Here is a 21,679-nt window from a genome sequence, read left to right on the forward strand (position 1 = left end):
GAGATTTGGAGGAGATATGCCCGACATGAACAGCAAGCAGCGCCCCGCCAACGGCATCACCGACAAGGAAGCACTCGACTTCCACTCAATGGGGCGGCCGGGCAAGCTCGAGGTCAACCCGACCAAGCCGATGGCGACGCAGCGCGATCTCTCGCTTGCCTATTCGCCGGGCGTCGCCGTTCCCGTCAAGGCCATCGCCGCGGATCCCGCCACCGCCTACGACTACACCTCGCGCGGCAACATGGTCGCCGTCATCTCCAACGGCACGGCCATTCTCGGCCTCGGCAATCTCGGTGCCTTGGCGTCGAAGCCTGTGATGGAAGGCAAGTCCGTCCTCTTCAAGCGCTTCGCCGATGTCGATTCCATCGACCTGGAAGTCGATACGGAGAATGTCGACGAGTTCATCAATTGCGTCCGCTTCCTCGGCCCCTCCTTCGGTGGCATCAATCTCGAAGATATCAAGGCTCCCGACTGTTTCATCATCGAGCAGCGCCTGCGCGAGCTCATGGATATCCCTGTTTTCCACGACGACCAGCACGGCACGGCAATCATCGCCGCCGCCGGCCTGATCAACGCGCTGGAACTGACCGGCCGCGACCTGAAGACGACCAAGCTCGTCTGCAACGGCGCAGGTGCGGCGGCAATCGCCTGCGTCGAGCTCATCAAGGCCATGGGTTTCGCGCCCGAGAATATTGTTCTCTGCGACACCAAGGGCGTCATCTACCAGGGCCGCACCGAGGGCATGAACCAGTGGAAGTCGGCGCATGCGGTGAAGACCAAGGCCCGCACGCTGGAAGAGGCCATGAAGGGTGCGGACGTCGTCTTCGGTCTGTCGCAGAAAGGCGCTTTCTCCGAGGACATGATCCGCTCGATGGCCGACCGGCCGATCATCTTCGCCATGGCAAACCCGGATCCGGAAATCACGCCGGAGGAAGTCGCCCGCATCCGCGACGATGCGATTATGGCGACCGGCCGCTCCGACTATCCGAACCAGGTCAACAACGTCCTCGGTTTCCCCTATATCTTCCGCGGCGCGCTCGATGTTCGCGCCACGACCATCAATGACGACATGAAGATCGCTGCCGTGAAGGCGCTCGCGAGCCTCGCCCGCGAAGACGTTCCTGACGATGTCGTTGCCGCCTATCAGGGCAATCGTCCGCGCTTCGGCGCGCAGTACATCATCCCGGTTCCCTTCGATCCGCGTCTAATCTCGGCCATTCCGGCTGCCGTCGCCGAAGCTGCGATCGAGAGCGGCGTCGCCCGCAAGGTCATCACCGATATGGAAGGTTATCGCCGCGAGCTCTCCGCCCGCCGCGATCCAATCGCCTCGACGCTTGCAAGCCTCTACGAGCGCGTGCGCCGCCGGCCGAAGCGCATCGTCTTTGCCGAGGCTGAAGAAGAGCAGGTCATGCGCGCTGCCATGTCCTATGCCAACCAGCAGCTCGGCACCGCGATCCTTCTCGGCCGCGAGGATCTGATCAAGGCAACCGCCGAGCGTGCAGGCATCGACCTCAACCGTCCAGGCCTCGAAATCGTCAACGCCCGCATCTCGACCCGCGTCGAAGCCTATATTGACTATCTCTACGCCCGCCTGCAGCGGAAGGGATACCTTCACCGCGATGCGCAGCGCCTGATCCATAACGACCGCAACCATTTCGCGGCAACCATGGTGGCGCTCGGCGACGCCGATGGCATGGTCACCGGCATCACCCGCAACTACTCGACAGCGCTGGAAGATGTCCGCCGCTGCATCGACGAAAAGCCCGGCCACCGCGTCATCGGCGTATCGCTGGTGCTCGCCCGCGGCCGCACCGTCTTCGTCGCCGATACCGCCGTCCACGACATGCCGACGGCGGAAGAGTTGGCGGATATTGCCGAGGAGGCCGCGGGCCTCGCGCGCCGCATGGGTTACCAGCCCCGCGTCGCGATGCTCGCCTATTCCACCTTCGGCCATCCGTCGGGAGAGCGCTCGGAGCGCGTCCGCGAAGCGGTGAAAATCCTCGACAAGCGCCGCGTCGATTTCGAATACGACGGTGAAATGTCGGCAGACGTGGCGCTGAACCGAAAGGCGATGGAGCAATATCCGTTCTGCCGTCTGTCCGGCCCGGCCAACGTGCTCGTCATGCCGGCTTTCCACTCGGCCTCGATCAGCACCAAGATGCTCCAGGAACTCGGCGGCTCCACCGTCATCGGCCCGATCCTCGTCGGCCTCGACAAGGCCGTCCAGATCACCTCGATGGGCGCCAAGGACAGCGACATCGTCAACATGGCCGCAATCGCGGCCTATGCGGCGGGGTCGTAAAGACAAGGCCCTATCGCGATATCGCGCGGTAGGGCGTTATTCCGGGAATTTGCCCGGCCACAGGCGCGCGCCGTGAAGAACGCGCAGTACTCGCACCCGATCCGGCAAGGCGATGTAAGCGATGACATAGGGCGTGCGCGGCGCAGCGAGTTCGCGCGTCCCTTCGATCCGGCCGGCTCTGCCGCTTTGCGGAAACGCGGTCAGGCGCTGGGCGGCAGCCGCAATCTGCTCGTCGATCAGCACTGCGGCCTGCGGATTTTCCGTCTGGATGAAGGAGAAGATGTCGTCTCGGTCTGAAAGCGCATAGCGGGTCCAGACAAGCTTCACTGGCCGCCCCTTGCATTGCGCAAGGCGTCGGCGCGTCTCTTTGCGAAATGCGCTGCCACCTCGTCGTCGTCTACATCCGCCGATGTATCCGCAAGCGCCTCCAGCACTTTCGCCTTGAACCAGGCGTTATGCGCTTCGCTGCTGCTCACCAGTTCGAGTGGTAGAGCGCCTTCGTTCGCCGTCCTCGTCAGCAAAATCCGGACAGCATCGGAAACGGTCAGGCCCATCGTCTCAAGAACGGCTGCCGCGCGTTCCTTGATCTCAGGATCGATTCTCGTTTGAACAAGCGTGGTCGAAGACATCGGTCACCTCCGTCAGGAGATGACCGTACTTCATTTGAATGACAAGTGCCAGCTTAGCTAGAGAACCGGCCGGCGTCGGCGCCGTAGTAGTTCAGGTAGCGGTCCGAGATGCTGGAGATCGGCAGAACGATCAGCACGTCGGTCGTGTTGAAGGCGTGGTCGACCACGGCGGTGGAGCCGACCATGGCGCCCAAGCGCAGGTAGCCTTTGATCAGCGGCGGCAGTGCCATCAGCGCCTTCTTCGGGTTGACGGCTTCCGGCGGCATCAGGTCCATCGGACGGGCCAGATGCGGCAGGGCGTTGACGGCCCATTCGTTCTTGGCCTGGACCGTGTGGTGCAGGAAAGAGAGGGCCAGTGCATGGCTTTCCGGGTGGATGCCCGGGAAGGAGGCGCAGCCGAACATGGCGCTCATGCCGTGCTTCAGAGCATAGGCCCAATTACCCTGCCAGAGCAGTTCGACCGTGCGCTTCGTGCGGTATTCCGGCAGCACGCAGGAGCGGCCGAGCTCCATGAATTTCTTGTCGGGATGGCGGGCAAGCAGCTCGCCGATCGCGAATTCGGAAGCCGAGTAAAAGCCGCCATTCGCCATCGCGACATCCTGACGCAACAGGCGGTAGGTGCCGACGATCTGGTCTTCGCTGTCGCCTTCCAGCGAGCGGTCGAGCACCAGCAGGTGATCGCAGAAAGCGTCATAGGCGTCGAAATCGCGCTCGCGGCGCATGGCTTCGGCCGGAAGCTGTGCTTTCATCTCCTCGACGAAGACGCGGTAACGCACATGCTGGGCGGCATCGATTTCGCTGGCGCTGCGGGCCAGCCGGGTCTCGAGATTGCCGATACGGCCGAGAACGTCGCCTTCCTTCGGCGCAACAGTCGCCGAAGACCGGCTGGTCTCCGCAATCGTCTCGCGTTTCAAGGTGTCGATATCCATTGAAGATTCTCCCGTTGCCGGCTCATGAGCTGCCATAAAACACTTATGTGCGACAGGAAAGTGACATGAACGTTACGGAGAAATTGGGGCAATGTCACCCCGCTTTATAGCGCTTCCGCCCGCCGTGCCGAGAGCGCGGCCACGGCCTGAACCTCGGTCAGTAGCCGGATCGGATCGACCGGCTTGATCATCACCCGGTTAGCACCGGCCAGCAGAACGGCACGACGGGACTCGTCGCGCTTGTCTGCCGTCAGCACGATGACAGGCACCGGCACCAGATCGAGACGCCGCTCATGACCGCGCAAGCGGCCGATCATGTCGACGCCTTCGCCGCCCGGCATGGTGAGATCGCTGATGACGATATCGGGGCGGCTGCCATTCTCTGAAAGTGCGCCGTCAAGCAGGCTCTCGAAGTCCTCGACATGGCGAACCGCATGGCCACCCTTCTCCAGCATGGCGCGCACCAGCATGGCATTGATCGGGTCGTCCTCGCCAAGCAGGATGTTGAGACCGCGCTGCAGGCTGGCTTCGGGAATGGAGGCGCTGAAGCCCGGCTGATTGTCGTTCAGCGCATCGCGCTTCTCCATGCCACGCATCCGTCCGCGCAACACGTCGATCAGCGACTGTTCGCGCAGTGGCCGGATCAGCCAGGCGTCGAAGAGATCGAGTGCATGGGCGTTCCGCTCTTCCGGGTTGACGAGCAGGATCTTGCGCAGGCCAAGCGCCGCAATGTCGGTGCGGTCGGCGAGATGGCTGGAGAACTCGGTCGAAAGACGGTGGTCGATGATGATGTCGGTCGGGCGCTGGCCGCGGCCGGCCATATAGAGCAGCGTCTCGCGGGCGGTCTCACCATCCTCGACGAGATGGCAGGCGCCGCCGAGCGCGGTGACCGTTTCGGCAATCGCAGCCCGCGCAGCGCCTGCAGGCGCAAGCAGGACGACGGTATTGCCGGCCAGCAGACCCTTGCGCCGGCCGCGGCCCTCTTCGGTGATGCCCGCCGGAAAGCGGATGGTGAATTCACTGCCCTTGCCCTTCTCACTGGCAACCGTCAGCGAGCCGCCGAATTCGCGCATGATGCGCGCCGAGATGGTCAGGCCGAGGCCGGTGCCGCCGCTCTTTTCGACCATGGTTCCTCCCTGTTCGAATTCACCGAAGATCCGGGACTGCTCCTCCGCAGTCATGCCTGGGCCGGTGTCGGTGACGGTAATGACGAGGTCTTCGTCAGACAGTGTGGCGCGAATGAAGACGCCGCCGGCCTGCGTGAACTTCACGGCATTGCCGATCACGTTGAAAAGCACCTGGCGCAGCCGCGCCGGGTCGAAGCTCATGAACTCAGGCACATCGGACGAGACCGTGGCGCCGATCTCGATGTCCTTCTCGTGCGCCCGGTGCGCCAGCATTTCCACGACGCTTTCGAGAAGCTGCCGCAGCGATTCCGACCGCGGGCGCAGCTGGAAGCGGCCGACTTCGATGGTCGAGAAGTCGAGAAGGTCTTCGACCAGCTGGGTCAGGGCGTGGCCGGATTGGCGGATGCCGCCGAGATAGTTCTGCTGCTCCTGCGTCATCTGCGCCTGGGCGAGCAGATGGGTCATACCGAGAATGCCCGAGAGCGGCGTGCGGATTTCATGGCTGACGGTCGCAAGCAGCCGCGACTTGGCGGCGCTGTTATATTCGGCTTTCTGGCGGGCCTCTTCGCGGGCCTGGGCGGTCAGCCGCTCGTTGGTCACGTCGCGGGCAATGCTCTGGATCAGCAGATTGCCGTTTGCCGGATCGCGGGTGACGACATCGTGCCAGACGAAGATCCGCTGCCCTTCCAGCGTCGAAATCTCGACATCGAAGCGATGCGGCTCGGCACCCGGGCGAAAGGCGATGCCGATCTCCTCGCAGGTCTGCCCCTCGGGCTTCAGGCGGCCGGTCAGGCGCCGGAACGTTGCATTGGCGCCGATGATGCGCCGGTCGATGCTGCGGGTAACGGTGATGTCGCCGAGAACGTCATGCACATTGGCGAAGAGCTCGGCAGCTTCGCTCGTTGCAGCGCTGCCTGTCTGTTTCTTCGGCAGTGCCTTCGCCTTGCGCCTGGAAACCACGAGATAGGTAATGAGGGCAATGGCAATTGCTGCAAGCCCGATCGAAAAGAGCAGCGGGCCGCCGGCCTGACCGAGGATGAGGAGCAGGGCCGCGGCAAGAATGCCGGCGCCGCCGAGCCAAAGCGAGACCAGTGACTTCTTGCGCTGTATCGTTCTCGGACCAGCCACCGGTTGCAGGGAATCCTCGGCCGTCCGCACGTCCTGCGGTTTGGCGGGGCCGAAAGCAGCGGCCAGTCTTTCCTGCAGTTGAGCCAAGCTTTGCATGACTGCTGGCTAACATAGGCGCTCTTCCGAATGCCTTCAGGAAAAGACTAAGATTTTAGCTTTCGCTCTTTTTCGGTTGCAGCAACTCGTCAAGAATCACGCATCCCGCGCCGATCGTGATGAAACTATCGGCAAGATTGAAAACTGCGAACGACCATGTCTCCGTATGAAACAGGATATAGTCGATCACGTGCCCGTAGAGAAACCGGTCGATAAGGTTGCCGAGCGCGCCTGCGATGATCAGCGCAAAGCCGGTATGGGCAATCCAGCGGTCCTTGGCGGTGCGGTGCCACATCCAGATGACGAAGGCGACGATAACAAGGCGCATGCCGACGATGAACCAGCCGTCCATCCCTGACAGCATCGAGAAGGCAACGCCGAGGTTGTAGGTGCGGTAGAGCGCCAGCATCGGAATGACGGGAACGGCTTCCTGCAGCGGCAGGTAATGATCGACGGCGATCTTGACGATCTGGTCGAGGATCACCGCCACGATGATGAAGAGCAGGATCGGCAGCGGGCGCGAAAAGAGGGCCGGGCGCGGAAGCGTCTGTTCGGTCATTTTGCCTCTGACAGTGAGAGAAGGTGGCGGCGTGCCTCGAAGAGCATGACGGCGCTCGCAACGGCAAGGTTGAGCGAGTCGGCGCGGCCCTGCTGCGGAATGCGGGCAAGCGCATCGGCCTCCCTGGCGAGCTGTTCCGGAATGCCGGATTGCTCGTTGCCCATCAGGAGCACGACAGGCTTCTTCTTGTAGTCGATGGTGCGGTAATCGACGGAGCCGGCCAGATGCGTGGCAACGACCTGCACGCCTGCCGTCTTCTTCCAGGCGATGAACTCGTCCATCGATGCCCGGGCGACCGGCACGGCGAAGACCGAACCCATCGTTGCCCGCACGGTCTCGAGCGAAAAGGGATCAGTTGCCTCGCCGACCAGGATGACGCCTGAGGCGCCGGCCGCATCGGCAGTGCGGATGATGGTGCCGAGATTGCCGGGGTCGCGCACGCGATCGAGCGCAATCCAGGTCTCGCCCTGCTGCGGGCGGATGTCGCGCAGCGGCTTCCAGCGGGTCTCGAAAATGCCGACCACCATCTGCGGATTGTCGCGCCGGGTGACCGAGGAGAGCACCTTCTCACTGACTTCAAGCACCAACCCGCCGGAGGCGACGGTTTTCGCCGCCATCTGCTCGACCAGCGGCTTGCCCTTGGCAGCCTTGGCATAGACAAGCGTGCGGATCGTCCAGCCGAGCTCGATCGCGTCGATGACGAGCTTCAAGCCTTCGGCCATGAAGGTGCCGCTCTGCTCGCGGGACTTCTTGTCGCTGAGCGCCTTGATGTCCTTGATGATGGGATTGGCAAGCGAGGTGACTTCCTTCACCTGGCCGACCCGGCGCGGTCCGCGGTCGTGGAATTCGTTCATTTCGGCACCCAGCGCGAAAAGAGGGATGTGGAGAGGGCGCGGCCCGGCGTCTTGCCGTCAAGCCCGCCTTCGCGGATGACCAGCTCGCCCGACTCGACGGCGCCACCGGCGCCACGCATGATTTCGCGCATCAGCTCGTGGATGGAATAGAAGCTCGCCCGGATCGAATAGGCGGTCAGCACCAGACCGACAGCCTTCGGCGAGAGGATTTCCCGGCAGATATCGAGCATCAGCGGCAGATGCTCGAACAGATGCCAGACCTCGCCATTCGGGCCACGGCCGAATTTCGGGGGGTCGGTCAGGATGATGTCATAGGTATTGCCGCGGCGTTCTTCGCGCAGGATGAACTTCATCGCGTCTTCGCAGATCCAGCGGATCGGCAGCTTTTCCATGCGGCCGAGCGCCTGGTTTTCGCGCGCCCAGCCGATCGCCTTCTTGGATGCATCGACATGGGTGACCTCAGCGCCGGCAGCGGCGGCCACCAGCGAGGCGACACCGGTATAGCCGAAGAGGTTGAGCACCTTCAGGGGCCTGCCTGCCTTCTCCACCTGCTCTTTCATCCAGCTCCAATGGACGATCTGCTCCGGGAAGACGCCGACATGGCGGAACGAGGTGAAGCGGCCGAAGAAATCGACGCCGAGCAGGTGCAGCGGCCAGGTTTCGCCGAGCGCTTCCTTCGGGAAGCGCCAGCGGCCGGTGCCCTCTTCGTCGACATCGCCGGTAAAGACGGCATCGACCTTGTCCCAGACCGGCTGGCAGAGGGTCGGCTGCCACAGCGCCTGTCCCTCGGGCCGTACGATGCGATAGGGGCCGTATTGTTCGAGCTTCTGGCCGTTGCCGCTGTCGATCAGGTGGAAGTCGCCGGCGCCGAGCGATTCCAGGATGACGGGCACGCGCTCGATCGGGCGGTCGCCGGTGCGGGTCTTCAGCGGTCGCTCGACGGCAACAGGCACGGCGGCCTCACGCACCGCCTCGCGGGGCGCTGCGGGTTTGGCAGCCGGCTTGGCCGGGCGGTTCGGACGGTCGTCGCTGCGGCGAGGGCCGGAGGAGCCGGAAGGCGTCTTTGTGCCCGGCCGGCGGTCTTTTTGTCTCAACGTGGTTTTCCGCGTCTTCAATTCGATGGAGCCCGTGCAAATAGCATTCCGTTTCACCTTGGCAAAGCGCTTTCCCGCTGTGATAAGTTTAGCAATCCGAAATGGGAGGATTTCGAATGGATATGACCGGCGAAGAACGCATCACCGCACCGCGCGATGCCGTATGGGCGGCGCTCAACGATCCCGAAGTCCTCAAGCGCTGTATTCCGGGCTGTCAGACCCTGGAGATGAAGTCGCCCACCGAGCTCGCCGCCTCCGTCAAGATCAAGATCGGCCCCGTCTCGGCAACCTTTAACGGCGAGGTGACCCTCTCCAACATCAATGCGCCGGAAAGCTACACGATCTCGGGCGAGGGCAAGGGCGGAATCGCCGGCTTTGCCAAGGGCGGCGCCGATGTCGTATTGAAAGAAGACGGCGCGGAGACCGTGCTGCAATATAGCGCCAAGGCCCAGGTCGGCGGCAAGATCGCTCAGCTCGGCGCCCGCCTGGTCGATTCCACCTCGCAGAAGCTGGCGCAGCAATTCTTTGCCGATTTCAACGCCGCCGTTTCGGAAAAGGCGGGTACGTGATCCCGGCCATTGGCGGCTGTCCGTTCATCGGCTAATTCTTGATCATGGATTTGCTGATCAGGACGCCGCGGCCGTCGGACCGCGAGGAGCTTGCCGATATCTATCTCGCGGTCCGCCGCCAGACTTTCACCTGGGTCGATCCGTCGCGCTTCAAGCACGAGGATTTCTTTTTCCATACGCAAGGCGAGCTCGTCTGGCTCGCCGAGGCGGCGGATGGCGCCATTGCCGGCTTCATGACGCTCTGGGCGGCCGACGATTTCATTCACATGCTCTATATCCGCAAGGAATGGCAGGGCAGGGGCGTCGGAACGGCGCTGCTGGGCGCACTCCCTGATTGGCCGCGCCACAGATACCGGCTCAAATGCCTGGTCAACAATGTGGGCGCCAAGGCCTTCTATGTCGCGAAGGGTTTTGCCGTGACCGGCACCGGAACTTCGGCCGAAGGCGAATACGAAGAGCTGACCTTCGATCCGTCGCGCCAATCAGCGTGAGGGCAGCTGCCCGGCGATCTCTTCCGCACGCGCCTTGTGGCGGCCGGCTTCGCCCTGCCAGCGGATTGCTTCCTTGGCTTCGACGCGCGCCCGCTTGCGGTGCTTGCCCTGGCTGAACCAGGTGACGGCAGAGCCGGCGAGCATGCCGATGATCAGCGCGATGAACAGGAAGACGAAGAATGGCGCGGAGAGCGACAGAACCTGATCTTCCGGGCGGAACGGGTTGAAAGCAAGCGTCACGCTCTGCCGGTTGGCCACGCAGAAGATGATCAGGATGATGCCGAGCGGCAGCAAAATCAAAAGGTTGGTGATCTTCTTCGCCATGTATGGCCTCCGCGCATTATGGCGCCGTCGTTGAAACGGCGCTTCTCAAGCTAAGAGCAGAATAGGAATCCGGCGGCGAACTTCAAGCGCGGTTTCGCCGCAGGCGGAAGGCTCAATCGTCCTGATCGGCCTGGCCGGGGTTCAGCCGCTCGCGCAGCTCCTTGCCGGTCTTGAAGAAGGGAACCCACTTCTCTTCGACGAAAACGGTGTCGCCGGTGCGGGGGTTGCGGCCGGAGCGCGATGGGCGGTTCTTGACGGAAAAGGCGCCGAAGCCGCGCAGCTCGACGCGGTTGCCCGCCGCCAGTGCATCGGTGATCTCGTCGAGGACGGCATTGACGATATTCTCGACGTCGCGGTGATAGAGATGCGGGTTGCGCGCGGCAACTATCTGCACCAGTTCCGACTTGATCACGGTCGCCCCCTTAAATTATTGATTTCTTATCAATCGCGGCCAAACTGCCAAACTGAAACGAGCCCGTCAAGGAGCAACTTTTGTGGCAGAATGCCCTCAAGGTCCTGGGCTTTGAAGAGGTCGCCGTAGCCGAGAAGTGTGGCGACCTTCGAAACCGCGCCGGCGAGCAGGAAGGGCGTGTTGCTCTTCTTGTCCCAATCGACCACCGGCAGGTCCTTGCTGATGTCCCGCTTGGCCAGATAGTCGCGGATTTCAGGGTCGCCGCCGAGCTGGTCGATCAGCTTCACTTTCAGCGCCTGGCGGCCGGTATAGATCGTCCCGTCAGCGAGCTTAAGTACTTCATCGCGCGGCAGTTTTCGGCGATCGGCGACGAGATCCACGAACCAGGCATAGCTGTCCTGGACCATGTTGTTGATCATCGCTTTGGCCTCTTCGCTGGTATTGTGGAAGGGCGAGGGCTCGGCCTTCAGCGGCGAAGACTTGATCTCCTGCAGCGATACGCCGAGCTTTTCGAGCAGCGGCTGGATCTGCGGATACTGGAAGATGACACCGATCGAACCGGTGATCGAGCTGTCTCCGGCAATGATCGTGTCACCGGCGGTGGCGATCATATAGCCGGCGGAAGCGGCGAGCGTACGCACGTCCGAGACGACGGGCTTCTTGGCCGAGATCGCCCGGATCGCCTTGAAGATCTTCTCGCCGCCGTAGGTCGTGCCGCCCGGCGAGGAGATCGAGACGATCACGGCCTTCACCTGATTGTTCTCTTCGATCTTCTTCAGCCGCTCAAGCAGCTCGTCGTCATCGGTGATCAGGCCGGAGATCGTCACATGGGCAATCTGCGGACGGCTCTGCTCGATATCACTGCGGAAAAACAGGTAGAGCGAGAGGCCGAGCGCTACCAGAAGCACCGCTGCTGCGATCCGCCAGAAGCCCAGTCGCCGGCGAAGTCTGCGGCGGTCGGCGATCGTCGAGCTGTCCATAAGTCCTCCAGGGCCTGAGACGGCCACAATTCACAGCGATATCAGATAAGGCGGCATGCTGTTGTGAAAATGCCGGTTTGCCGCGTTTTCTTGCCTTTGTTGCTTGTTGCAGAAAAAAATCCATATTGGCAAGGTAATGTAATAATGCGAAACGATCTGTGATCGGCCGAAGTAGTTCCTATATAGGAATGCCGATCGACAGACACGGACAGGCTTAATGCTCGATACGATCAACAGCGGCGGGAAGGCTGCCTTTGCCCGACCCGCGCGCACTGCCTATGGCGCTGCGCTCAGTCATTCGGGGCGCGTGCGCCGTCTGAAGGTGCTGCTTCCGGTCGCCGCCGTCGTCGTTTCTCTGGCCTTCATCGCCGTCTCCATGGTCCGCGCCTATCTGCCGGAAAACTTGAAGATCGAGGGCGCCAAGATCGAGAACGGCAAGGTCGTCATGGCCAAGCCCGCGATCGCCGGCCGCAATTCCGATGGCATCAACTATTCGATGCTTGCCGAGCGCGCCCTGCAGGACATCAAGAACCCGAGCCTCATCACGCTGGAGACGATCAAGGCGGCCGTCCCCGTCAACGACGATCTGATCGCTCGCGTCGAGGCGCAATCGGCCGATTACGACCGCTCGACCGACAAGCTCGCGCTCACCTCGCCATTCACCGTTCTCCTGAGCAACGGTCTGACCGCCGATTTCAAGTCTGCCAAGCTCGATATCAAGGGCGGCAGCATGAGCACGGACGACCCCGTAACCATTACCAAAGAGGGAACTTCGGTTGTTGCGAACTCCCTCAAGATGACGGATAAGGGTCGCGTGATCACGTTCGAGGGGAAAGTTCGTATGAACGTCGATCCATCCGCCATCCGCAAACAGGGCACCTAACAGCCGGGTTCTTTAATGACAAAAGATTGTCACTCTCCAATTCGTAAGCTTGGCGCAGCAGCAACCGGCGGCGCTCTGGCGCTTCTGATGATTGCAGGAGCTGCATTCGCGCAGGCAACGACCAGCCAGATGGACGGCCTCAAGCTCGACAAGAACGAGCCGATCCAGATCGAGAGCGACAAGCTCGAAATCCACGACCAGGAACACAAGGCCGACTTTACTGGCAACGTGAAGGTCGTTCAGGGCAAGACGACGCTGCAGGCTGGCCACATGACGGTCTTCTACAAGCCGAAGGCAAATGCCGACGGTCAGGCGACGGATGCGAATGCCAAGCCGGATGCCGGCGCTGCATCGATATCGTCCGGCAACGCCGATATCGACCACATCGTGGTCACCGACAAGGTTTTCCTGAGCTCCGGCACACAGACGGCAACCGCCGATAACGGCGCCTTCGACATGGCGGCGCAGACATTCATCCTGAAGGGCGACAAGGTTGTGCTCTCGGATGGCCCGAATGTCTTCACCGGCTGCCAGCTCACGGTCCACATGCAAACCGGACAGGCACAACTGGATAGCTGCGGGGGCCGCGTCCAGATTCAGCTCGATCCGAAGTCCCAGAAGAAGAACTGACCCGGCCCTCTCGTGAAACTTCTCTCGCTTCCCAAAATGTTCGGCAAGTCCGCGCCGCAGGCCGCGGACGCATCTGCCGGAGACAAAAGCCGTTACCAGGGCACGCTGATTGCGCGCGGTCTGACGAAGACCTACAGCACCCGGCGTGTCGTTAATGGCGTGTCGCTGGTCGTCCGGCGCGGCGAAGCGGTAGGGCTTCTCGGGCCGAACGGCGCAGGCAAGACCACCTGTTTCTACATGATCACCGGTCTCGTGCCGGTCGATGAAGGCACGATCGAGATCGACGGCAACGACGTCACGACCATGCCGATGTATCGCCGCTCGCGCCTCGGTGTCGGTTACCTGCCGCAGGAAGCCTCGATCTTTCGCGGCCTGACGGTCGAGGAAAACATTCGCGCCGTTCTCGAAGTTCACGAGAAGGACAAGGCGGCACGCGAGAAGAAGCTCGACGAGCTGCTCGAAGAGTTCCACATCTCGAAGCTCCGCAAGGCGGCAGCCGTATCGCTGTCGGGCGGTGAGCGCCGGCGTCTGGAAATCGCCCGCGCGCTGGCGACCGACCCGACCTTCATGCTGCTCGACGAACCCTTCGCCGGCGTCGATCCGATTTCGGTCTCCGATATCCAGAACCTCGTGCACCATCTGACGGCACGCGGCATCGGCGTTCTGATCACCGACCACAATGTCCGCGAGACCCTGGGTCTGATCGACCGCGCCTACATCATCCACGCCGGTGAAGTTCTGACGCATGGCCGGGCCAACGATATCGTCAACAACCCTGAGGTTCGCCGCCTCTATCTTGGCGACAATTTCAGCCTTTGATACGGTCAAAGGCGACGGAAATTCACCTTCCCGTCACACTTGAGCTTGACCAAATAGAATAAAAAAGCAATTTTTGGGCCAACTGGATTTCCGTGGCCTGAAATACTTGTTCGGACGCGGCTTCCCGGAGGAAATGAACGGGAGTTTCGCGTCCGCCATGGCCCTGTCAGCCAATCTTTTCCTGCGACAGAACCAATCCCTCGTCATGACGCCGCAGCTGATGCAGTCCATCCAGCTGCTGCAGATGACGCATTTCGAGCTCGTTCAATTCATCTCCCAGGAAGTCGAAAAGAACCCGCTGCTGGAATTTCCGTCAAATGACGCGGAAACGGGCAGCGAGCGTGACGGCGAAGATGAACCCCACGCCCACCAGCAGGATGACGACGAGCGCACCGATGCGCTCTCCGGCGACTGGTACGACAATGGCAGCGAAGGCAGCGTCAGCCATCTGAGCGAAGAGCTCGATTCCAACTATTCGAATGTCTTCCAGGACGACGGCGCGCCGCAGCGGGCCGATGCGCCGGAGCTGATGAGCCAGTGGAAGTCGATGCCCGGCAGCGCCGAGGGCGAAGCCTATGATCTCGATGACTTTGTCGCCGGCCAGGTTTCGCTGCGCGACCATATCGTCCAGCAGGTGCCCTTCGTCCTGCCTGACATGGCCGACCGGCTGATCGGCCAGCACCTGCTCGATCAGCTCGATGAGGCCGGCTATTTCCAGGGCGATATCGCCGAAGCCGCCGAACGGCTCGGCGCCACGGCGGCCGATGTGGAGCGTGTGCTCGGCGCGCTGCAGACCCTCGATCCGCCCGGCGTCTTTGCCCGCAACCTCGCGGAATGTCTGGCGATCCAGCTACGCCAGAAAGATCGCTTCGATCCGGCGATGCAGGCCTTTGTCGCCAATCTCGAACTCTTGGCGCGCCGCGATTTCTCGACGCTGAAGCGCCTCTGCGGCGTCGATGAGGAAGATCTCCTCGACATGCTGACGGAGCTTCGCCAGCTCAATCCGAAGCCCGGCAGCGGTTTCGAGGCCGGGGTCTCCGAAGCGATCATGCCGGATGTCGTCGTGCGGCCGTCGAGCGACGGCAGCTGGCTGGTGGAGCTCAATCCCGACACGCTGCCCCGCGTGCTGGTCAATCAGTCCTATTTCGCCAATGTCACGAAGAATGGCGAGGAGCACGCTTTCCTTTCCGAATGCCTGCAGAATGCCAACTGGCTGACGCGCAGCCTCGATCAGCGCGCCAAGACGATCATGAAGGTGGCGACCGAGATCGTCCGCCAGCAGGATGCGTTCCTGCTCCATGGTGTCGATCATCTGCGCCCTCTCAATCTGAAGACCGTTGCCGACGCCATCAAGATGCATGAATCGACCGTCAGCCGCGTCACCTCGAACAAATACATGCTGACGCCGCGCGGGCTCTTCGAGCTCAAATACTTCTTCACCGTCTCGATCAGCGCCGTCGAAGGCGGCGATGGACACTCTGCGGAGGCCGTCCGCCACAAGATCCGCATGCTGATCATGCAGGAAAGCCCGGAAGCCGTGCTGTCGGACGACGATATCGTCGACATGCTGAAAAAGGGCGGGATCGATCTCGCCCGCCGCACCGTCGCCAAATACCGGGAAGCGATGAACATCGCCTCTTCGGTGCAGCGCCGCCGCGAAAAGCGGGCGCTCGCCAAGGTCGCGGGCTTCTGAGGCCTGACGGCCGGGCGTTGACTTTTTGGTAACCTCCGTTTATTAGCCCGCCGCAATTGGCGCTGTGAACAGCGTTCAGACTTATCCCCATCATCCTCAGGGCGCTTGAAGCACGAGACTTAAGCCGATCTTGCTTGAGTTTGCGTGAAGTGCTTGGATGAGAAGTAGGCTTGGCGTAAACTGGTACCGCAAACCACTATAAGAAGGGAAACTCCATGAGTGTGCGTGTATCCGGTAAACATATGGAAATTGGTGACTCGTTCCGTCAAAAGATCGAGGACCAAGTGGCCATGGCCGTCACGAAATACTTCGACGGGGGATATTCTGGTCAAGTGATCGTTGAGAAGTCGAGCTCGCGCTTCTCGGCCGATTGCAAGCTCCACCTCGATAGCGGGGTCGTGCTGCATGCGGCTGGTGAGGCGATGGATCCGCAGGTGGCTTTCGATGCCGCTTCGGAGCGTATCGAGAAGCGTCTGCGCCGCTACAAGCGGAAGCTCAAGGATCATCATGCCGGAAATCATCTGAACGGTTTTGCGGAAGTCGCCTATACGGTCATGGACGCTGTGCCTGACCACGAAGAAGAGGTTCCCGACGATTTCGCCCCGGCCATCGTGGCCGAGAGCACGAAGCAGCTGAAGACCATGTCCGTCGCAACCGCCGTGATGGCGCTCGACATGACGGATGAGCCGCTGCTCCTGTTCCGCAGCCCGGGCAAGGAACATTTGAACATCGTTTACCGCAGGCATGACGGTAATATTGGCTGGATCGACGCAGCCAATATCAAGAGCTGAGATCGGGCGATGAGCGGCGCCAAGCGCCGCTCTTCCAATCACCCGGCTTCGGCCACAGAAGGAAAAAGAAATGGCATTGGCAGATCTGCTGCATCAAGATGCGATTATCCCCGCCCTCAAGGTAAATTCCAAGAAACAGCTGCTTCAGGAATTGGCGGCAAAGGCCTCGAAAATCACGGGCCTGTCTGAGCGGGAAATCTTCGACGTCGTGCTGCAGCGTGAACGTCTGGGTTCGACCGGCGTCGGCAATGGCATCGCAATTCCGCATGGCAAGCTCGCCAGCGTCCGCTCGATCGTCGGCGTCTTCGCACGTCTCGAGAGCCCGGTCGATTTCGAGGCTCTGGACGATCAGCCTGTCGATCTCGTTTTCCTGCTGCTCGCTCCCGAAGGGGCGGGCGCCGATCATCTCAAGGCCCTGTCGCGCATCGCGCGCGTGCTGCGCGACCAGGATCTGGTCGCCAAGCTGCGCGCCACCGACTCTGCCTCGGCGATCTATGCCTTCCTCAACGAAGAGCAGACTTCGAACGCCGCCTGAGATTTTCAATCGCAGAAATGAAAGAGGCGCCCGGTCATCCCGGGCGCCTCTTTTCGTTTGATATGGGTTAGTTCTCAGAACTCTTCCCAATTGTCCTGCGCGACTGCGGCCGAGCCGTGGGAGACAGCCGCTCGGCGTGGTGCCGGAGCCCGGTATGCGGGTGCGGCGACGGGCGCGCGCAGATGCTCGGCGGTTGCCCGCAGCGCCGCACTGTTTGCCTGGCCGGAAACCCGGAAGCGCAGCACGAGCGCCTTCAGCGTCTGCGCCTCGTCGTTCAGCGTCACACTGGTCGCCGTTGCCTCTTCCACCATCGCGGCGTTCTGCTGCGTCACCTGGTCCATCTGGTTCATGGCCTGGTTGATTTCCTTCAGCCCGATCGCCTGCTCGCTGGCCGACGCGGAGATCTGACGGATCAGGCCGTTGATGCCCATGACCTGCTCGGCGATTTTGTGCAGTGTACCGCCGGCGCGGCCGACGAGATCGACGCCTTCCTTGACCTGGACGGCCGAGGTGTTGATCAGCGTCTTGATCTCCTTTGCGGCACTTGCAGAGCGCTGTGCGAGCTCACGGACTTCCTGTGCGACGACGGCGAAGCCCTTGCCTGCCTCACCGGCACGCGCGGCTTCGACACCGGCGTTGAGGGCGAGCAGGTTGGTCTGGAACGCGATCTCGTCGATGACGCCGATGATGCGCGACACTTCCGTGGACGACTGCTCGATGCCGTGCATCGAGGCGATCGCCTTCTGCACGACTTCACCGGACTTCTCGGCATCCTCGCAGGCGAGGTTGACGTTGTCAGCCGCGGTGCGGGCATTCTCGGCGCTCGAATTGACCTGCGCAGTCAGCTCGTTCAGCGCCGCAGCGGTCTCCTCGAGGCTTGCAGCCTGCTGTTCCGTGCGCTTGGCAAGGTCAGAGGCGCTGTTGCTGATCTCGCTGGTGCCGGAGCCGATGTTCACGACGCTCGTGTTCATCGTATGGACGGTCTCTTCGAGGCTGGCGAGGGCGGCGTTGAAGTCCTGCTTCAGCTTCGCGTATTCGCCCGGGAAATCCTCGTTGATGCGGTGGCCGAGATTGCCTTGCGACAGTTCGGAAAGACCGGCACCGACGATCGAGACGATCTGGCGCTGCAGGGCGACCGACTGCTGACGCTCGCTCTCGGAGCGGCTGCGCTCGGATTCAGCTGCGCTGCGCTGGTTGTTTGCTTCGGCTTCAAGGCGGCGCGTATCGGCAAGAGCGAAACGGAAGCCTTCGAGAGCCTTGGCGACCGAGCCGATTTCGTCGGCACGATCCTGACCGGCAACCGGCTGATCATAGGCGCCGTCGCTCAGCTTCTTGACGCCGGCGACCAGCTGGCCGAGCGGCTTCTGCACGAAGGAGCGCACGGCGAAGTAGAGGGCCAGCATGACCGCGCCGAGGACGAGAATGCCGCCGACGATCATCATGAAGGTCTGATCCTGAACCGGGGCATTGATCGCGGTATGCGGTACGTCGACGAGGACGACCCATGTTGCGTTGAGATCCGGGACGGCGAACGGATAGACGACGCGGTCGAAGGGCTCGTAACCATCGAAGGTCAGGTTGCGGACAACGGTCGGCGCCATCGACGCACGGGCGTTCTTGATCTCGGTCGAGCCGTCGCCTTCATAAGGCTTCGACATCAGTTCCTTGGTCGGCGCGACGATCCAGTTGCCATTCTGGGCAACGAGCGTGACGCGGCCGGAGCCGAACGGATGCAGGGCCTGCAGCTTGTCGGTCAGCGACTTCAGCGAGATATCGACGCCTTCGACGCCGATCATCTTGTCACCCGAGACAACCGGGTAGGCGATCGAGGTCAGGAGGGTCGGAACGTCGGTGCCTTCGGCGAGATAGGGCGACGTGATCGCGCCCTTGCCGCTCTCGGCAGCAAGCTTCCACCACTCGGCGGTATAATCGTTATCGAAGGTCGAGAACTGGATGGCACCGTCCTTGGTCTTCGACCAGTAGGGCGTGAAGGCGCCGGCCTTGTTGGTGCCCTGATCGAGCTTGTCGGCAATCTCGGTGGTCTTGCCGTCGAAGGCGCCGAGCTGCTCGCAGAACCAACTGCCGAAGGCGAAGGGGTTCTTTTCGAGATTGGCCTTCAGGACGTTGATGATGCCCTTGCGGTCGAAATTGCCGCCCTCGTGGCCGCGGCCGACGACACCGGACATGGAGCGCGCTGCGCTGGCGAGTTCGCCGACATTGGCGGCGATTTCGTTGGCAATGGCTTTAGCTTCAAGATTGGCCTGATCCATCGTCAGGGTCTGCACGCGGCTGCGCGTCTGATCGATCAGGAAAAAGTTAGAAACGAAAAGAACGAGCGCGATTGCAACGCCCGTGATGACAATAAGCTTTGCGGCAAGCGACTTCATGCGAAAGATGAACATGGTGCCTCGGCGGGGCGACTTGCCGGACGAACATTTCCGGCAAAGGCGAGGTGAGCCGCTTCGTCATGGAGCGGCCGTGGGGCTAAACCGGGCACCCTCTGAGGAGGCCTGGCGATCGCCGAAAAGATCGCCAGAAATCTCTTAAATTTGAGTGAAATTGTATGAAAGCGGACCGTTAGTCGCCTGAACGCCTTCACTTTTTGCTTGCGCCTATCGGAAACAGAAAAGTCTATAGCTTGTTTGCGACTTCGGCACTCAGCGGGATCGACGGCTGGGCTCCGGCCTTGAGGCAGGCAAGCGATCCGGCAACGGCTGCCCGGCGCAGCGCGGCCTCGAAATCGAGCCCTTCATCGAGGCTGGCGGCGAGGTATCCGCAGAAGGTATCGCCGGCGCCGACCGTATCGATCGGCTCGATCTTCAGACCCTTTGCGCGCACCAGCTGGCCGTCGCGAATGGCGATCACGCCATCGGCTCCGAGCGTCACGATCAGCGTCTGGCCGGTCTCGCCATGCAGGCGCTGAAGCGCGGCCTCGCGGTCGCCCGCTGTCATGTTCTCCTGGCCGGCAAGCAGCTCGAATTCCGTCTCGTTGGCGATGACGATATCGGCGAGGCGCCCGAGGCGTGCGGCATCGGCAATCAGCGGTGCAAGATTGAGCACGGTGCGAACGCCCTTCTTGCGGGCGGCTTCGAGCGCACGCTCCACCGCAGGGGCGGGAACCTCAAGCTGCAGCATCAGGATATCGCTGGCATCCATCGCTGCGATCGCAGCATCGGCATCCGCCGCGCTGACCGCACCATTGGCGCCGGGCACAACGGCGATCATGTTCTCACCATCGCCGCCGACGAGGATCAGCGCAGTGCCGGTCGGGCCTTCGACGCGCTTGACCGTCGCGAGGTCGGTTCCGGCGTCATCGAGCAGCGCCAGCGCCGGCGCCGCGAATTCGTCCTTGCCGACGGCGCCCGCCATCCGCACCGTGCGTCCGGCGCGCCGGGCCGCCAGCGCCTGATTGGCGCCCTTGCCGCCGGCAGCGGTCGCAAAGCCGTTTCCGGCGACCGTTTCGCCGGGCTTCGGCAGGCGTGCGGTGGTGGCGATGAGGTCCATATTGATGGAGCCGAACACAGTGATCATGTGAATGTCCCGTCCTTTGATTTTGGCGCGACACTGCCCGAAGGCCTCACTCTTCGTCAACCACCCTGAGCTTGAGAAGACCGGTGCGGCTCTCGACGGATTTCGCGGCCGGCTGCGCGTCGCGCTCCGGCTTGGCGCCGTCAGCGGTCGCCTCGAATTCCAGCGCTTCGATCTTGGAGCCGCGCTTGGTCAGCTTGTCGGCAGAGGTGACGATCATGTCGACATCCTTCTGCGCCATGGCGAAATGACCCTGCAGCTTGCGCACACGCTCGTCCAGACGTCCGAGATCGTCCATCAGGTTGGCGACCTCGCCCTGGATCACATGCGCCTGCGCGCGCATACGCTGATCCTTGAGGACGGCCTGGATCACCTGGATCGACAGCATCAGCAGGGATGGGGAGACGATGACGATCCGCGACCGGTGCGCCTTCTGAACGATCGGCTCGAAATTCTCGTGGATCTCGGCAAAGATCGATTCCGACGGCACGAACATGAAGGCCGTGTCCTGCGTCTCGCCCTGAATCAGGTATTTCTCGGAAATATCGCGGATATGGATTTCCATGTCGCGGCGAAACTGCTGGGACGCCGCCTTGCCGGCATCCGAACCGCCGGCATCGCGGATCGCGTTCCAGGCCTCCAGCGGAAACTTGGCGTCGATGACCAGCGGCGGTGCGCCATTTGGCATCTTCACCGTGCAGTCCGGGCGCGAGCCGTTCGACAGCGTCTGCTGAAATGCATAGGCACCCATCGGCAGGCCATCGGCGACGATCGTTTCCATGCGCGACTGGCCGAAGGCACCGCGCGTCTGCTTGTTGGAGAGGATTGCCTGCAGGCCGACGACGTCCTTGGCAAGCGTCTGGATGTTGTTCTGCGCCGCATCGATGACGGCCAGCCGCTCCTGAAGCCGCTGCAGGTTCTCGTGCGTCGATTTCGTCTGTTCGGTGATCGTATGGCTGACGCGCTGCGACATGCCGTCCAGCCGCTGGTTGATCGCCTGATTGAGCTCGGCCTGACGAGTGCCGAAGACCTCGGCCATCGTCGAGATGCGGCCCTGCATCTCGGCCTGGATCTTCAGCAGTTCGGCCATGCGCGCATCCGCTTCGGCGGAGCGAATGGCCGCTTCCTCATTCTGCTCCCGTCTGAGATTACCGCTCCTGAAAAGCAGGAAAACCAGCAGGACGATCATCGCGGCGATGGCGCCGCCGACGAGAGCAAGAATGGCCGGATTGATGGCGGCGAGCGAAATGGCGAGCGAGTCGGCAGAATTGTTCATGCCCCACCATAGCAAACTTCAGCGCCCTGA

At 62.1% G+C, this 21,679-nt stretch carries 22 protein-coding genes; 9 read left to right on the forward strand and 13 right to left on the reverse strand.

All coding sequences use genetic code 11. The features are described from left to right. Positions 1-16: 16 nt before the first annotated feature. Complete coding sequence (locus tag ABIE40_RS01780; protein ID WP_199626049.1) at positions 17-2,302, forward strand: NADP-dependent malic enzyme; 2,286 nt, start codon at positions 17-19, stop codon at positions 2,300-2,302. Between the two features lie 36 nt (positions 2,303-2,338). Here ABIE40_RS01780 and ABIE40_RS01785 read toward each other — a convergent pair whose 3' ends face one another. The 7 genes from ABIE40_RS01785 to ABIE40_RS01815 form a co-directional block, all read right to left on the reverse strand. Next, positions 2,339-2,629, reverse strand: coding sequence for a type II toxin-antitoxin system RelE/ParE family toxin (locus ABIE40_RS01785; RefSeq protein ID WP_199626050.1), 291 nt, complete (start codon positions 2,627-2,629; stop codon positions 2,339-2,341). Beyond that, positions 2,626-2,931, reverse strand: coding sequence for a type II toxin-antitoxin system RelB/DinJ family antitoxin (locus ABIE40_RS01790; RefSeq protein ID WP_199626051.1), 306 nt, complete (start codon positions 2,929-2,931; stop codon positions 2,626-2,628). The genes ABIE40_RS01785 and ABIE40_RS01790 overlap by 4 nt, the downstream gene beginning before the upstream one ends. A gap of 53 nt (positions 2,932-2,984) precedes the next feature. Further along, the gene (gene olsB / locus ABIE40_RS01795) at positions 2,985-3,860 is read right to left on the reverse strand and encodes a l-ornithine N(alpha)-acyltransferase (RefSeq protein WP_112713703.1); all 876 of its coding nucleotides are present in this window, start codon (positions 3,858-3,860) and stop codon (positions 2,985-2,987) included. Between the two features lie 104 nt (positions 3,861-3,964). After that, positions 3,965-6,211: a hybrid sensor histidine kinase/response regulator gene (locus ABIE40_RS01800; RefSeq protein WP_199626052.1), complete on the reverse strand. Its 2,247-nt coding sequence runs from the start codon at positions 6,209-6,211 to the stop codon at positions 3,965-3,967. Positions 6,212-6,266: 55 nt separating this feature from the next. Continuing rightward, complete coding sequence (gene lspA, locus ABIE40_RS01805) at positions 6,267-6,770, reverse strand: signal peptidase II (protein WP_130279197.1); 504 nt, start codon at positions 6,768-6,770, stop codon at positions 6,267-6,269. Further along, complete coding sequence (locus ABIE40_RS01810; RefSeq protein WP_199626053.1) at positions 6,767-7,624, reverse strand: TrmH family RNA methyltransferase; 858 nt, start codon at positions 7,622-7,624, stop codon at positions 6,767-6,769. The genes lspA and ABIE40_RS01810 overlap by 4 nt, the downstream gene beginning before the upstream one ends. After that, on the reverse strand, positions 7,621-8,718 hold the full coding sequence (locus tag ABIE40_RS01815; protein ID WP_199626054.1) for a class I SAM-dependent methyltransferase: 1,098 nt from the start codon (positions 8,716-8,718) through the stop codon (positions 7,621-7,623). Before ABIE40_RS01815 ends, ABIE40_RS01810 begins: the two co-directional genes overlap by 4 nt. Before the next feature lie 116 nt (positions 8,719-8,834). On the opposite strand from ABIE40_RS01815, the gene ABIE40_RS01820 reads away from it, so the two are divergent. After that, positions 8,835-9,287: an SRPBCC family protein gene (locus ABIE40_RS01820; protein ID WP_199626055.1), complete on the forward strand. Its 453-nt coding sequence runs from the start codon at positions 8,835-8,837 to the stop codon at positions 9,285-9,287. Between the two features lie 44 nt (positions 9,288-9,331). Continuing rightward, positions 9,332-9,778, forward strand: coding sequence for a GNAT family N-acetyltransferase (locus ABIE40_RS01825; protein WP_199626056.1), 447 nt, complete (start codon positions 9,332-9,334; stop codon positions 9,776-9,778). Here ABIE40_RS01825 and ABIE40_RS01830 read toward each other — a convergent pair. From ABIE40_RS01830 to sppA, 3 genes are all read right to left on the reverse strand, one after another. Beyond that, entirely contained in the window at positions 9,770-10,102 is a 333-nt protein-coding gene (locus ABIE40_RS01830) for a LapA family protein (protein ID WP_112713689.1), read from the reverse strand. The genes ABIE40_RS01825 and ABIE40_RS01830 overlap by 9 nt on opposite strands. Positions 10,103-10,214: 112 nt before the next feature. Continuing rightward, positions 10,215-10,514: an integration host factor subunit beta gene (locus tag ABIE40_RS01835; protein ID WP_018898213.1), complete on the reverse strand. Its 300-nt coding sequence runs from the start codon at positions 10,512-10,514 to the stop codon at positions 10,215-10,217. Between the two features lie 29 nt (positions 10,515-10,543). Beyond that, positions 10,544-11,494, reverse strand: a complete 951-nt coding sequence (sppA, locus tag ABIE40_RS01840; RefSeq protein ID WP_112713687.1) for a signal peptide peptidase SppA — start codon at positions 11,492-11,494, stop codon at positions 10,544-10,546. A 217-nt stretch (positions 11,495-11,711) separates the two neighbouring features. On the opposite strand from sppA, the gene lptC reads away from it, so the two are divergent. The 6 genes from lptC (at position 11,712) to ptsN (ending at position 16,845) form a co-directional block, all read left to right on the forward strand. Continuing rightward, entirely contained in the window at positions 11,712-12,377 is a 666-nt protein-coding gene (lptC, locus tag ABIE40_RS01845) for an LPS export ABC transporter periplasmic protein LptC (protein WP_112713685.1), read from the forward strand. Positions 12,378-12,392: 15 nt separating this feature from the next. After that, positions 12,393-13,007: an LptA/OstA family protein gene (locus ABIE40_RS01850; RefSeq protein ID WP_112713683.1), complete on the forward strand. Its 615-nt coding sequence runs from the start codon at positions 12,393-12,395 to the stop codon at positions 13,005-13,007. A gap of 36 nt (positions 13,008-13,043) precedes the next feature. Further along, on the forward strand, positions 13,044-13,826 hold the full coding sequence (gene lptB, locus ABIE40_RS01855; RefSeq protein WP_112713681.1) for an LPS export ABC transporter ATP-binding protein: 783 nt from the start codon (positions 13,044-13,046) through the stop codon (positions 13,824-13,826). 157 nt (positions 13,827-13,983) lie between these two features. After that, complete coding sequence (gene rpoN / locus ABIE40_RS01860) at positions 13,984-15,519, forward strand: RNA polymerase factor sigma-54 (protein WP_199626766.1); 1,536 nt, start codon at positions 13,984-13,986, stop codon at positions 15,517-15,519. A gap of 215 nt (positions 15,520-15,734) precedes the next feature. Further along, entirely contained in the window at positions 15,735-16,310 is a 576-nt protein-coding gene (gene hpf, locus ABIE40_RS01865) for a ribosome hibernation-promoting factor, HPF/YfiA family (RefSeq protein WP_112713677.1), read from the forward strand. Between the two features lie 70 nt (positions 16,311-16,380). Continuing rightward, complete coding sequence (ptsN, locus tag ABIE40_RS01870; RefSeq protein WP_130279189.1) at positions 16,381-16,845, forward strand: PTS IIA-like nitrogen regulatory protein PtsN; 465 nt, start codon at positions 16,381-16,383, stop codon at positions 16,843-16,845. Between the two features lie 74 nt (positions 16,846-16,919). On the opposite strand, the gene ABIE40_RS01875 is transcribed toward ptsN, so the two are convergent. The 3 genes from ABIE40_RS01875 to ABIE40_RS01885 form a co-directional block, all read right to left on the reverse strand. Beyond that, positions 16,920-19,247, reverse strand: coding sequence for a methyl-accepting chemotaxis protein (locus ABIE40_RS01875; protein ID WP_199626057.1), 2,328 nt, complete (start codon positions 19,245-19,247; stop codon positions 16,920-16,922). Between the two features lie 229 nt (positions 19,248-19,476). Further along, entirely contained in the window at positions 19,477-20,376 is a 900-nt protein-coding gene (locus tag ABIE40_RS01880) for a ribokinase (RefSeq protein ID WP_199626058.1), read from the reverse strand. 46 nt (positions 20,377-20,422) lie between these two features. Next, the gene (locus tag ABIE40_RS01885) at positions 20,423-21,649 is read right to left on the reverse strand and encodes a DNA recombination protein RmuC (protein WP_112713669.1); all 1,227 of its coding nucleotides are present in this window, start codon (positions 21,647-21,649) and stop codon (positions 20,423-20,425) included. Between the last annotated feature and the right edge of the window lie 30 nt (positions 21,650-21,679).

Source organism: Rhizobium sp. OAE497 (assembly GCF_040546565.1).
In the GTDB taxonomy this organism is placed as follows: domain Bacteria; phylum Pseudomonadota; class Alphaproteobacteria; order Rhizobiales; family Rhizobiaceae; genus Rhizobium.